This window comes from Clostridium amazonense, from assembly GCF_056431285.1.
In genome coordinates this window covers 252,891-267,447 of sequence record NZ_JBWKMH010000010.1, presented here as the reverse complement: position 1 = coordinate 267,447, position 14,557 = coordinate 252,891, and the positions used below count along the sequence as shown (strand labels likewise).

Here is a 14,557-nt window from a genome sequence, read left to right as displayed (position 1 = left end):
TGTATCATATATTTTATTTATAACAACCCCACAAAGTCAACTTAGTTGACACAATTTAGATTTAGTGTTATTATTTTTATTGTCAACTTAGTTGACTTTTTTATATTTTAGGAGGTATTTTTTATATGGGAAAAACGAAATTTGAAAAATTTATTTTTACTCTACTTATGTGCTTTTTTATGGTTCTAGGAATGACTATTTATAATATGCTTTTGAATGAAGGTTTTAGTAATCAATTCTTTGCTAATCTTTTAAGCGATTTCTGGTTTGGGTTTATTGTTGCACTTTTACTAGATGTATTTGTTGTTGGCAAAATTGCAAAACCAGTTGCTTTTAAAATTGTAAAACCTAATAGTGAAACTAAACAAATTAAAATTGTACTAGCTATTTCATGTTGTATGGTAATAGGTATGGTTCTTTGTATGTCTATGTATGGTGCCATTATAGCTGCTGGCTTTAGTAGTACCGCATTAAAGATTTATCCTTTATGTATTGTTAGAAATTTCATTATGGCATTACCACTTAATTTACTTATTGTATCTCCTCTAGTAAGATTTTTATTTGGTAAAATGTTTGCTAATTAATAAAAAATAAAAAGCTATGAAACCTGCATAGCTTTTTATTTTTTATTTGAATTTTCTACTTTAAAGCTTTTAATGCAACTGAATTTAAAAGACTCCATGGTTTATTAAAATGTGGTTGGAAAAAGAAATCTGTTACTGCTAATTCTTCCACTGTCATATTATTTTGTATAACTACAGACAATGTGTTCATAAATTGAGTTAAATCTTCTTTTGATAAAATTTGTCCTCCAATAACTCTATTTGTGTCCTTATCATAAACCAATTTTATCATCGCCTCACTATATGTTGGCATAAATTCTGGTCTATGATTTTCTTTTAAAAATTCACTACCTACATTAATTGTTGTAGTTGATTTAGCCACATCTTCTGTCATTCCAGTTGATGCTATACAATAATCATAAATTTTAATTCCTGATGTTCCTTGAGTTCCTAAATACTTTAATTTTGGTTCAACTAAATTTTCAGCTATTAATGTACCCATTCTTACAGCATTAGTAGCCAATGGTATATATCTTTCATCATTAGCAGGATTATATCTTACAATGCAACAATCTCCAGCAGCATATACATCTTCTTCACTGGTTCTCATATATTCATCTATTACAATTGCTCCATTTTTAAGAGTTTTTAATTGATTTTTAACTAATGACGTATTCGGTGCAAATCCAATGCATAAAACAACTAAATCTGCATTTATTTCTTCCTTATTAGTTATTACTTTACTAACTCTTCCATTGCTTCCTTCAAATCTTTCAACCTTTTGTCCCAACTTAAGTTGTACACCCTTATTTTTAAACTCTTTTTCTGCTATATCTGTAAACTCTTTATCTAAATACTTGCTCATTATTCTTTCTTCAGCATCTATTAGTACTGTATTCTTTCCTTTGATTTGGAATGCTTCTGCAAGTTCTACCCCTATATATCCAGCCCCTATAACTACTATATTTTTAGCTGTTTCTGATTTTTCTATAACAGTTTTAGCATGATTATAATTTTTACAAAGTAATATATTATCTAGCTCTCCACCATCAAACTTAGGAACTATTGGCCAAGAACCTAATGTAAGAACTAATTTTTCATAATAATCCTCATTTAATTCACCACTTTTTAAATCTTTAACTATTATTTTTTTGTTTTTAAAGTCTATATTTATAACTTCATGATTCATCTTCATATTTATTCCTAAATTATTAAGATTTTGTGGGGAATTATAAAATAAACTTTCTGGCTCTGTAACAATTTTTGATACACTTAATGCTATTCCACATGATAAAAATGATACATTATCATTCTTCTCATAAACTACAATCTCAGAATCTAGATATTTATTTTTTGCATTAACAATACATGCTGTACCAGCATGAGTACACCCAACAACTACTATCTTCATACTTAAATACCTCCAACAAAATATAAATTAACATACAATTCAACTCTTAAACATTTATATTTCCTTTGTTTATTTTTATCTCAAATATCTTAAGTTATTCCTATATATTAATCATAATTATGTATATAATATTTATTTGTTTTTTAGAATAATTTGGGTAATAAACTATAACGAAATTATATGATATAGTTTATTTTATTTAGTAAATAATTATTGCATTTTTTTATCACTTTATACCTCTAATAAATATAATAAAGTTTCTTGTATATTTTATGATTAATATGTAATATTTACAAATTTATATATAAAATATATAATTTATTACAGTTTAGTATTTTATTAATATTTAGGAGAATTAAAATGAAAAATAAAGATTATTCTATTGAAATGCTACGGACTTTAGCATGTTTTTTTGTTGTTGTCATTCATGTGAGTGGCACTTACTTTGCTACTTGGGGAAAAATTCCTACATCAAACTGGCTATTTATAAATATATTCTCTACATTATCACGATTTGCTGTTCCTATGTTTACTATGATTTCTGGAGCACTTATCTTGAAAAAAAGTTCTAACTTTAAAAGTTCAATCAAAAGAATTTTAAAGATAATATTAGTTCTATTATTAAGTTCTCTCTTCTATTTGATTGTAGTTGACCTGATATTAAATGGTAAACCATTTAATATCAAACATTGGATATTAGCTATTTTAGAACATCGTGTTCATTACCATCTATGGTATTTATATATGATCTTGGGATTATATTTATTAGCACCTATACTTAGTGAAATCGTTAAACATATTAATAGTAAGCTTTGGATTTATTACATATGTTTAGTGTTATTTTTTGCTACTACTAAATTTATCCCAAATACTTCTCTAATTCTACTTGGTAGAAAAGTATCTCCATTTATACCATTTGAAGGAATAGGCCCTTATTTAGGTACTTTCCTCATAGGTTATTATTTATATAATGTAATTGATATTAATAAGAAAGGCTTTAAAATATCTATAATAGGATTTACTTTAAGCAATTTAGTAACATTTTTCATGACATATATACTTACTAAAATAAGTGGTATTCCAACTGAAACTATAATGGATAGAAATGGGCTTACTTCAATACTTTCATCAATGTTCTTATTTTATATAATAAGATACTTATTTATTAATTATAATATCCATAAAAAAATAAATATGATTGTAATGAAAATAGGTAGTTTATCTCTAATTATTTATATAATTCATCCTTTTGTAATTTTGACATATGCACGTTTTTTTAAAATTTATGTTGAAAGAATTATAAATAATTTTAATCTATATTTTGTTATAGAACTATTAGTAGTATTTATAGTATCACTTATTCTAAGTTACATTACTAATACTTTAATTAAAATTTTCAAACATAGAAAAATTTCAAATAAAATTACTGTAAGTAATTAATACATTTCACTGTGGAATATAAATAAAAAATCATGATTACAAAATAAAATTTTATTGTAATCATGATTTTTTATAATTCTCAATAATGTGATTTCCAACTATTTTTCACTTGTATAGTCTATTGCTTTTGAAGATTCTAACATAGGTTTTAAGTTTGCTAATATTTCATTAACATGGTATGGATGAACTTGATATGCATTCATATCATCTAATGAGTCAAATCTTGTTATTAATGCAATATCATATGAACGTTCTGTATGTAGTTCATCTGCTCCAACTTCTAAACCTCTTAAATATTCAATTTTTCCATTCATAGATAAAAGTAAATTTTTAGCTTTATCTAAGTTTTCTTTTGAGTTATCTTTTAATTTAAAAAGCACAATATGTGTAAACATTATTATTACTCCTTTCCAATTAAATTATAAACATTATTTTTTCAACATTTTAGCAGACATCATAGCCTTTCCTATAAGTTGTTTTTGTTTGTTATATACAGCTATTTCAACTTTAGAATAATATCTTCCTAAATCTAAAACTTCTGCATAGATGTCTATTATACGTCCCATTTGAACTGGTTTCATAAAATAAGATGAAAAGCTATCTATTGCTATATTAGTATTGCTATTTTTTTGTCTTAATGCCATAGTTCCCATTGTAGTAAGCATCATATTTAATGAACTCCAAGATGCTGTTCCTATAGAATCTAACATTTCAGCATTAATTTCACCCCAAAAATGCATTATATTTTTATCTAATTCAAATTCAAAATTTTTCATTATTAAATCATCAAAAGTTTCACCAACATGTGGCTGCCTAAGTGCTAATTGCATTGCTTTTATAACATCTTCTCTTGATATCACACCAACCAATTTATTTTTATTTACTACGGGACATAACTTTATACCTTCCCATGCCATAATATGTGCTGCATATGCAAGAGTAGTTGATGGTGTCACTACTATTGGTTTTTTTACCATAACATTTTCTATTAGTTCTTCATCATCACACCCATTTGGTATATCACTAATAGTTACTATTCCAACAACCTTAGCACTGGAATCTATAACTGGATATCTTTCATGCCCAGTCTCCTTTGTTAAGCTTTTTAATGATTTTATAGTATCTTTTACACTTAAACATGCAGGACTCTTTTCCATTATGTCTTCAACTAAAATAATATCTTTTTTTATATTACTCTCAAATAATGCTCTATTTATCATACTTGCTACTGTAAAAGTATCATATGTTGAAGATATTAATGGTAATTTTTTCTCATCTGCTAATTCTTTAATTTCATCACTACAATCAAATCCCCCAGTTACAAGCACTGCACATTGTTTTTGCAGTGCCAATCTCTGAGCTTCTTCTCTATTTCCAACAATAAATAAGCAATTTGCATCAATATACTTGTGTATACTATCTACTTTCATAGCACCTATTACAAATCTATCAAGAACCTTATCTACGCCTTCTTCTCCACCTAGAATAGTACCTTCAACAATATTTGTAACATCTTTGAATGTAAGCTTATCTATATTCTTTTTCTCTAATTTCTCTACTCTGACTGTTCCTACCCTCGGTACAGTATTAACTATACCAATAGATTCACACTCTTTTATGGCTCTGTATGCAGTTCCCTCACTAACTCCTAAGTCACTGCTAATTCCCCTTACTGAAATCTTTGTTCCTATTTCTAAGGATAATATGTATTTTATAATTTCCTCATGCTTAGACATTTGCTACCATTCTTCCTTCCTAAGTTCTGCAGCTATTTTTTCAATCCTTCTAAGTCTATGATTTATTCCTGATTTTCCAACTGGTGGATTTAACATAGCGCCTAATTCTTTCAACGACTCATCAGGATATTCCAATCTTAATTCTGCTATTTCTCTTAAGTTTTTAGCTAATCTATCTAATCCTATTTCTTTTTGAATTAATTTTATACTCTCTATTTGTCTTACTGCTGCATTTACTGTCTTACTTAAGTTAGCTGTTTCACAGTTAACTAATCTATTTACATTGTTTCTCATTTCTTTCATTATTCTTATATTTTCTAATTCTAAAAGAGAACTATGTGCACCTATTATGTTTAATAAATCCACTATTTGTTCCCCTTCTTTAAGATATATAACATAACTACTTTTTCTCTGAATTACTTTTGAAGATAGATTATATTCATTTATTAGATTGCTTAATTCATTAGCATATTCTAAATTATGCGTTACAAATTCTAAGTGGTAAGACTTTTCTGGATTATTTATGCTGCCCCCACCTAAAAATGCTCCTCTTATATATGCACGTTTAGCCTCTTCTTCTTCAACCAACTTTTTAGGTATTGTATAATTTAAATTTAAAAAATCTTCTTCTGTTAAAATTCCAACTTCTAATAATAGTTCTTTTACATTTGAATCCTCTGTAATTGCCACAACATAAACATTATTCTTCTTTAATGAATTACTTCTTTTAACAATTACTTGAGTATGAATATTGAAATGTTCTTTTAATAATTTAAATATTAATCTAGCTATTGCAGGATTTTCAGTAACTATTTTAAAGTTCAAGCTCATCTTAGATCCAATTCCAAGTGTTCCACTTGCCCTCATTATACCTGAAAGTTCTGCAATAGCCTCTTCCTTATTCAATTCTGAATGTCTACATACTTCGTTTTTTACTTTTAGTGAAAATGACATACTTTATCCTTTCTCTCTATTCTTTTTTAATTCTTTTAACATATGCGGAAGATAAAACATCTCCATTACTTTTTTATCTTCATTAAATAAACTCTTTTTTAGTACTGTTTCTAATATAACTTCAGCTAATTTTTCTTCATCATGCTTTACATAACCTTCTTCATTTAATTTTATAAATTTTCCCTTTATATAATGCACTTTCAATTTTTTATTTCTTTTTTTATCTAATTTAACTAAGCTATATTGATTATTTACACACATCTTTTTTTCTTCTTCATCTAAATCTGAATCATTAACTATCACATAATCCATAAGTTTATCTGATGAATGTTTTTGTATCGCCTTAATGTGATCTTCTACGGAATAATTATCACTTTCACCCTCTTGGGTTAAAATATTGGATACATAAATCTTTACTCCATTACTTGATTCTATAGCTTCTCTAATTCCATTTACCAAAAGATTAGGTATTACACTTGTATATAAACTTCCTGGCCCTAGAATAATAGCATGTGCATCTAAAATTGCTTCTATTGCATCATCAATAGCTCTTGCTTCTTTAGGCTCTATATATACACGTTCTATTGATGTCTTATCTTTTATACATTCCTTTGGTATATTAGATTCACCTTTTATAATTTTATTATTTTTAAGTTTTGCACATAGGTTTATATTATCTAATGTAACTGGTATTACTCTGCCTTGAACAGCTAAAACTGAACATGTTTTTTTAACAGCTTCATTGAAATCTTTAGATATTCCATCCATAGCTGCTAAAAATAAATTCCCAAAATTTTGATTCTCCAAGCTTCCGTCTTTAAATCTATATTGAAATAATTCTTCCATAATCGGTTCTGTATAAGCAAGTGCTGTAATGCAGTTTCTTATATCACCAGGTGGTAACATTCCCAAGTCTTTTCTTAGCATTCCAGAACCACCGCCATCATCTGCTACTGTTACTATTGCAGTTATATTGCTGGTATACAATTTAAGACCTGTTAGAAGGTTAGATAAGCCTGTTCCCCCTCCTATAACTACTATTTTAGGCCCCTTTGCTAAAATGTTTTTCTCATATAGAAATTCAGGAACACTTTTATTAGTGCTGTTTTTCATATTAAAATCATTTATTCCAAAAGATATCATCTTTCTTCCATATTTTCTAAGCCCATCATAACAAGCATATAATCCTATTATAATAAAAGCTATATAAACTAATTTTATTTTTTCTATTTCAATTAATTGAATAAGTCTTATTAAACTATAAACAATTACTGATACACCAAGAATAATTTCAAATATTAATCTTTTTATTCCTAGTCCCGGTTTTAACCAGTACTTAAGCTTCATAGCTTTCCTGCTCCCCTACTTACATCTTCATTTATATCTCTATGATCTATAGTAACAGTATACCCACTTTTTTCTAAAAGTTCACAAGTTTTATTTGCTATTGCTACCGATCTATGTCTACCACCAGTGCATCCTATAGCTATTATAAGTTGTCTTTTTCCTTCCTTTTTATAGTTAGGTAATAAAAACTGTAACATATCATTGAGTTTTTCTATAAACTGCTTAGTTTCTTCTTTACTTAACACATAATCTCTAACAGGGCTATCATTACCAGAGTATGGTTTTAATTCAGTAATATAATAAGGATTTGGTAAAAATCTAACGTCAAAAACCAAATCCGCATCTACTGGTATACCATATTTAAATCCAAATGATAGTACATTTACAAGTAACTTTGTCTCTATCTGTCCTTGTTCTCCTAATATATTAATTATTTCTTCATTTAAATCCCTATTGCTAAGCTTTGTTGTATTTATTATATAATTTGCTTTTTCTCTTATAGCTTTTAATTTTTTTCTTTCGATAACTATACCATTTATAATTCTTCCATCTGGTGCTAAAGGGTGCTTTCTCCTAGATTCCTTATATCTTTTTACTATAACCTCATCTGTTGCTTCTAAAAATAGTACTTCATGGTTATATCCATGTTCATTTAATACTGTTAAGCTACCTATTAAATCATCAAAGAATTTTCTTCCTCTTATATCAACTACAACTACAATTTTATCTATCTTTCCTTCAGTTTGATAACAAGCTTCTGCAAACTTAGGAATTAATGTTGGTGGTAAATTATCAACACAAAAGTAACCTAAATCCTCTAAGCTTCTCATTGCTTGTGTTTTTCCTGCCCCTGACATTCCTGTAACTATAACAAATCTCATTAGTAAACCACCCTTCTTTTTAAAAATCGTAACTTATATATGGTTACAAATTAATATTAAAAAGTTATTAGTTATATTAACTTGTAAAACAATTCTTCTTATATTTTATTTATTTATTATTTAACATATTACATTTAATTATATCATACTTACTTGTACAATTAAAAGAAAATAACCAGTTGATACTTTTACCATATCAACTGGTTATATATTATTTATTTAAAACATCTTTTAATACTTCTATAAATTTAGCATCTTGCTCTTTAGTTCCAATGCTTACTCTTACCCAACCAGGCATACCTAAATGTGTACCTGCTTTTACTATTATACCTCTTTTTAATAAGTCATTGAATACTCTAACATCATCTGTTTTACAATTAAACATTATAAAGTTTGTGTTACTTTTTATATATTCTAAGCCTAATTTTTCAAACTCACTATATAAATAATTTCTCCATTCTTCATTGGTATCATGTGCTCTCTTTATAAACTCATCATCATCAAGTGCAGCAACAGCAGCTCCTTGAGCAAATAAGTTTACATCAAATGGTCCTATAACTCTATTAAAATATCCACCTAATTCTTTACTAGCAATACCATATCCACATCTAAGACCAGCTAAGCCATAAGCTTTTGAGAAGGTTCTTAAAATTATCATGTTGTTATATTTTGGTAATAATTTTAATGAGTCTGGGAAATTTTTATCACTTACATATTCTATGTAGGCTTCATCCATAACCACTACTACATGTTTTGGAATTCTATTTAATATATTCTCTAACTCTTCCATAGTAAATATTGTTCCTGTTGGATTGTTAGGATTACATAACCAAATTATTTTTGTTTTATCATTTATTGCATTAACCATAGCTTCTAAATCTAAGCCATGATTTTTCATAGGTATTTCTACAACTTTTCCACCCATTAATTTAACACAATCACCGTATCTTGAGAATGTAACTTCACCCATTATAGATTCATCACCAGTATTTAAAAATGTATTGCATATTACCTTTATAAGTGAATCTGATCCTGTACTACAAAAAACTTGATCAAAATGAACATTTCGTTTTTGTGCTATTTTATACTTTAATTCATAGTTAGAAGCATCTGGGTACATATTTGCATTATCTACTAAATTGCTTAAAACCTCTTTTACTTTTGGGGAAAATCCTAATGGATTTTCATTAGATGCAAGTTTAATAACTGTATTTAACCCATATTCTCTTTTTACTTCATCTATAGGCTTTCCTGCCTTATACTCTTTTAAGTTTAGAATTTCTTCTCTTATTCCATATGCCATAAAACATCCCCCTCTTTTTTTGAAAATTCAGTTTTTATCCCTTATGATTGATTGTACTACAAAAAATAATTTATTTGTTATATTCGACTTTTTTTGTAAAAATATTAACATTTTGTTAATATTTGCTTTAAATTGCTAAATATCAGCACTTTAAATCTATAAAAACTTTTATTTTTCTTAGAAAGTTAACATTTTGTTAATTTTTTACAAAATTACAAATAAAAACGTACAAAATAAAATAAATTATTTTGTACGTTTTTATAAAAACTCAATATATATTCTAATCTTCTTTATCTTCACCTATTATTCTAACTTCTGGTAATAATGTAACATCAAATTCTTCTTTTACTTTGTCTTGAACTAATTCAATAAGATCTAAAATATCTTTTGCTGTTGCATTTCCTTTGTTTATTATAAATCCTGAATGTTTTGAAGAAACCTCTGCACCACCAACACGTGTTCCTTTTAAACCTGCATCTTGAATTAACTTACCTGTGAAGTGTCCTTCTGGTCTTTTAAATGTACTTCCTGCTGATGCATATTCTAATGGTTGCTTTTCATTTCTTTTATTTGTTAAATCATCCATTCTATTCTTTATCTTATCTTCACCCAAGTTTTCAAGTTTTAAAGTCACTTCTAAAACTATATACTTATGTTTCATAATAGCACTAGATCTATATTTCAACTCTAATTGCTCTTTAGATAAGTTTTTTACATTTCCCTCTTTATCTAGTACTAGTGCTGATTCTATAACATCAGACATTGAACCATCATATGCTCCAGCATTCATTGTTGTGGCTCCACCTATGCTACCTGGAATTCCACATGCAAATTCTATTCCTGTTAAAGCATTGCTTAAAGCTACTTTGCATGTATCTTTTAATAATGCACCACTTTGTACTATTATTCTTTTACCATCAACTTTTATATTATCTAATTTATCAAATTTAATAACAACACCTCTTATGCCGCCATCTTTTACCAACAAATTAGATCCATTTCCTAAAATAAAGAAGTGTTCATTATATTTATTACATAATTTTACTATTTGAATAACTTCATCATAAGTTGTTGGATGGACTAGTAGATCTGCTGGTCCTCCTACTCTAAAAGTTATATGTTCTTTCATTGGTGAATTTAAATTTATATTCTCTTCTTTTAAAATGAATTTTAGTTCATTTAGTAATTCTTTATTTTCAATCATCTTGTACCTCTTTCACAAATTATTTACACATAATTATAGTATAATTTATCGGCTACTTTGTAATCAATAATTACTATACAATTTTTCCGTTTTTATGTAAATAATCTGTAAACATATTTTTTTTATAATTCAATACTAATTCTTTTGATATACCAATCTCTTCTATCATCTTTTCTACACATGAAAACTCTCCTATAGAAAAACATATGTGTGCATCACTACCAAAAATACATTTTACTTCATATTTTTTACATAGTTCAGCTATCTTATAACAATTAGGTTCACTTCCTTTTCTTGATGTAACAAATGAACTATTGTTAAGCTCTATAATCTTATCTTCTTCTTTAGCCTTTTTTACTACTTTTTCTATATCTATTGGAAATTTTGGATTTCCTAAATGACCTAATATAAATACATTTTTATTTTCCATTGCCTTCATTACAGCATTGGTATTTTGTTCAATTGTTCCTGGTTTTATACAAACTTCATGTAAACTAGCAATCATATAATCTAATCTATTTGCAATGTTCTCTGGAACATCAATATTTCCTTCATAATCAATAATATTGGCCTCACAACCTCTTAGTATTTTTACACCATATAGCATTCTAGGAACAGCATCCAAATTAGCGAAATATGATAAATCAGCAGTTCCTGGCATTGTTGGTGCATGGTCTGCTACCCCTAAAACTTTAATACCTTTATTAGATGCTTCTTTAATGTTTTCTAATAATGTGCTGTATGCATGACCACTAAATGTAGTGTGAGTATGTACATCTACTATTGCTTTCATTATTTACCCCTCCCATCATATAAATAAGATATATTTTAATTATTTACATAATTTATAAATTTACTCTAAATTTTTATAAATTTTTTCGAAGACTTTCCACCGATTTTTTATCCATCGATGGTAGTTCCAATAATTCTTCATCTGTTGCTTTTTTTATATTTTCAACACTTATAAACTTTTGTATAAGTTCTTTTCTTCTTTTTGGTCCAATATTAGGTATATCCTCTAATACAGAGTGCAGTGTATTCTTATTTCTTAAACTTCTATGATACGATATAGCAAATCTGTGAACTTCATCTTGTACTCTAGTTATGAAATTTATAACTTTAGAATTTGAATTTATATAGATTTCTTCATTTTCATATATTAATCCTCTAGTCCTATGTTTATCATCTTTAACCATCCCACAAACTGGAATATTAATATTAAGTTCTCTTAAAACTTCAATTGCTATATTTACTTGACCCTTTCCACCATCCATCATAATTAAATCAGGAAATATAGAAAATTTTCCAGATGAATATTTAATTTCACCAGTTTGAATTTTTTTTATCTCATCTAGTCCATGTTGAAACCTTCTTGTTAATATTTCCCTCATTGAATCATAATCATTAGGCCCTTCTACTGTTTTTATTTTAAATCTTCTATAGTCGCTATTTTTAGGTTTTCCATCTTGGAATACTACCATAGTTCCTACTGAATCAACACCCATTATATTGGATATATCGTATGCTTCTATTCTCTTAGGCACATCATTAAGTTCTAATATTCCTTGAATATCTTTTAAAATATTATCTTGAAGTTCCTTATCAGTCTTATCTTTAATCTTAAATATTTCTAAAGCATGATTTGCATTTTTATCTACCATATCCAATATTCTTTTTTTCTCACCTTTAATGGGAATTTTTATTTCTACTTTATGCTCTTTTTTTATAGATAAATATTCCTCTAATATTTGTTTATCTTCTATAAAAGTTGTATATATTTGTTTAGGTATGAATGCAGTTCCTCCATAGAAATTTTTAATAAATTCATATATAAGTTTTTCTTTTGATTCATATCCAGTGTCATTTAATATAAAATGTTCCCTACCAACAATTCTTCCATCTCTTACGAAGAATATTTGTATACAACTATCAAACTCATCTTGAGCTATAGATATAAAATCTTCATTTTCAAAGTTTGAACTTATTATTTTTTGCTTTTCATTTATCTTTTCTATGGCTATTAGCTTATCTCTTAAGCTTGCTGCTTTTTCAAAATCTAATTCTTCTGACGCTTTTTCCATGTCTACTTTTAAATTATTAATTATTTTTCTATCTTTTCCACTCAGTACATCTATTACATCATCTACTATAATTTTATAATCTTCTCTATTTATTAATTTATCACATGGTGCTTTGCATAGGTTAATATAATAATTTAAACAAGGTCTAGTATTTTTTCCATCTGTAGTTATATTCTTTTTACAAGTTCTTAGAGGAAATGTCTTTTTTATTAAATCATAAGTTTCATAAACTGCGGATATATCTGTATATGGTCCAAAATATTTTGCTCCATCATCTTTCTTTTCTCTTGTAACAAAAACTTTAGGAAATTCTTCATTAATTGTAATTTTTATTAAAGGATAGCTTTTATCATCCTTTAACAAAATGTTATATTGTGGACTATATTTTTTTATTAAATTACATTCTAAAATTAAAGCTTCTATCTCTGAGTCTGTTACTATATACTCAAATTCAGCTATATTTTTAACCATTGCTTTAACTTTTTCTGTATGGTTTTTAGACTTTTGAAAATATTGTCTGACCCTATTCTTTAAATTTTTCGCTTTACCTACATAAATTACTTCTCCTAATGTGTTTTTCATGAGATAAACACCAGGATTATCTGGTAAATTCTTTAAATGAAATTCAAAATCAAACATATTTACACCTCTCTTAGATATTTATATTATCTAAACTATATTCTAAAATAATGTAGGTAGTTTTAACGTACAATATATTATACAACATAAAACTACAATTTCTTCTGTTAATTTTCCCCTTTTAGAGTTACTACTATACGCTAATGGGAATTTCATTTTTTTATTGTTTATTGGATATAATAACGGCACTCCTTTTTTAGTACACATATCACAAATTAAATGTAATATATATCCTACAAAAAAATATATGTATATATTCTCAAAATTATATGTTTCGCCAAATGTTAATACTATTAGTGTAAATATCAACATTCCAAATATACTATGAGTAAACCCATTTCTATGACTTGATAAACCTATCATTATAGAACTTAATCCAGCGATTTTAACAACCATAGATGTCATATATTTATCATCTAAATATAACAACACTATACCAACTGTTAAATAAAAAATAACTTTATTTCTGTTATTTCTAAATGGTAATAAATATTTATTTATTATACTTTTAGGATGATCTATATCTGCAAACAAACTTCCAATAGCCGCAAATATTAGACTTAAAAATGCATATTTCCCAGGCAATTTATCACTTAAATACATAAAAGCACTTATTCCTACACTTAAATGTGTTTTCCCTGTCATATTTAATACCTCTCATGGATTAATTAATATTATTCAAAATATAATCCATTTAAATTATACTACAAATTACTTAAATTTATAATCCTTATATAAGGTTCCAAGTTTAAATTTAAAGTACTCTTTTTATCAAATGATACTACTAAAGTTACATGTTATTTCTATTTTTATATTTTGAACCAATTAAGAACTAAGATTGAAGAGTGAAAAGTTATGGTAGATATTATTCTCTTTATTCCTAATATCTAAAAATAGAAACACATAAAAACTAGTTTTCATATGATATTTAAATCATTTGATTAGCAAATTATTATAAAAATTGATTTTTAAAAATTGATACTTCAGTTTTATCCTAC

Annotated in this window: 13 protein-coding genes; 2 read left to right on the top strand and 11 right to left on the bottom strand. The window is 26.7% G+C overall.

Annotated features, from left to right (window positions below):
* Positions 1 to 125: 125 nt before the first annotated feature.
* A complete protein-coding gene (locus AC07E4_RS05655) occupies positions 126 to 584 on the top strand; it encodes a DUF2798 domain-containing protein (RefSeq protein WP_430829002.1) in 459 nt (152 codons plus the stop codon).
* Positions 585 to 639: 55 nt separating this feature from the next.
* On the opposite strand, the gene AC07E4_RS05650 is transcribed toward AC07E4_RS05655, so the two are convergent.
* Positions 640 to 1,974: an FAD-dependent oxidoreductase gene (locus tag AC07E4_RS05650; RefSeq protein ID WP_478215902.1), complete on the bottom strand. Its 1,335-nt coding sequence runs from the start codon at positions 1,972 to 1,974 to the stop codon at positions 640 to 642.
* Positions 1,975 to 2,334: 360 nt separating this feature from the next.
* Here AC07E4_RS05650 and AC07E4_RS05645 point away from each other — a divergent pair, with 360 nt between their 5' ends.
* Positions 2,335 to 3,414 (top strand): acyltransferase, encoded by a 1,080-nt coding sequence (locus AC07E4_RS05645; RefSeq protein WP_430829003.1) that lies wholly within the window; start codon positions 2,335 to 2,337, stop codon positions 3,412 to 3,414.
* Between the two features lie 98 nt (positions 3,415 to 3,512).
* On the opposite strand, the gene AC07E4_RS05640 is transcribed toward AC07E4_RS05645, so the two are convergent.
* The 10 genes from AC07E4_RS05640 to AC07E4_RS05595 all read right to left on the bottom strand — a co-directional run bounded on the left by AC07E4_RS05640 (position 3,513) and on the right by AC07E4_RS05595 (position 14,204).
* A complete protein-coding gene (locus AC07E4_RS05640) occupies positions 3,513 to 3,809 on the bottom strand; it encodes a Dabb family protein (protein WP_040330573.1) in 297 nt (98 codons plus the stop codon).
* 33 nt (positions 3,810 to 3,842) lie between these two features.
* The gene (locus tag AC07E4_RS05635) at positions 3,843 to 5,150 is read right to left on the bottom strand and encodes a DRTGG domain-containing protein (RefSeq protein ID WP_040330574.1); all 1,308 of its coding nucleotides are present in this window, start codon (positions 5,148 to 5,150) and stop codon (positions 3,843 to 3,845) included.
* A gap of 3 nt (positions 5,151 to 5,153) precedes the next feature.
* Positions 5,154 to 6,104, bottom strand: a complete 951-nt coding sequence (gene whiA, locus AC07E4_RS05630; RefSeq protein WP_040330575.1) for a DNA-binding protein WhiA — start codon at positions 6,102 to 6,104, stop codon at positions 5,154 to 5,156.
* A gap of 3 nt (positions 6,105 to 6,107) precedes the next feature.
* Positions 6,108 to 7,451, bottom strand: a complete 1,344-nt coding sequence (locus AC07E4_RS05625; protein WP_430829004.1) for a gluconeogenesis factor YvcK family protein — start codon at positions 7,449 to 7,451, stop codon at positions 6,108 to 6,110.
* Positions 7,448 to 8,332 carry an RNase adapter RapZ gene (gene rapZ / locus AC07E4_RS05620; protein WP_040330577.1) on the bottom strand — a complete coding sequence of 295 codons (885 nt, stop codon included), beginning with the start codon at positions 8,330 to 8,332 and terminating at the stop codon, positions 7,448 to 7,450. The genes AC07E4_RS05625 and rapZ overlap by 4 nt, the downstream gene beginning before the upstream one ends.
* Positions 8,333 to 8,543: 211 nt before the next feature.
* Positions 8,544 to 9,635: a histidinol-phosphate transaminase gene (gene hisC / locus AC07E4_RS05615; protein WP_040330578.1), complete on the bottom strand. Its 1,092-nt coding sequence runs from the start codon at positions 9,633 to 9,635 to the stop codon at positions 8,544 to 8,546.
* Positions 9,636 to 9,915: 280 nt separating this feature from the next.
* Positions 9,916 to 10,839, bottom strand: coding sequence for a UDP-N-acetylmuramate dehydrogenase (gene murB, locus AC07E4_RS05610; protein ID WP_430829006.1), 924 nt, complete (start codon positions 10,837 to 10,839; stop codon positions 9,916 to 9,918).
* A gap of 73 nt (positions 10,840 to 10,912) precedes the next feature.
* On the bottom strand, positions 10,913 to 11,632 hold the full coding sequence (locus AC07E4_RS05605; protein WP_040330580.1) for a phosphatase: 720 nt from the start codon (positions 11,630 to 11,632) through the stop codon (positions 10,913 to 10,915).
* 73 nt (positions 11,633 to 11,705) lie between these two features.
* Positions 11,706 to 13,559: an excinuclease ABC subunit UvrC gene (uvrC, locus tag AC07E4_RS05600; RefSeq protein ID WP_040330581.1), complete on the bottom strand. Its 1,854-nt coding sequence runs from the start codon at positions 13,557 to 13,559 to the stop codon at positions 11,706 to 11,708.
* 42 nt (positions 13,560 to 13,601) lie between these two features.
* Positions 13,602 to 14,204: a metal-dependent hydrolase gene (locus AC07E4_RS05595; protein ID WP_478215901.1), complete on the bottom strand. Its 603-nt coding sequence runs from the start codon at positions 14,202 to 14,204 to the stop codon at positions 13,602 to 13,604.
* Positions 14,205 to 14,557 lie beyond the last annotated feature (353 nt).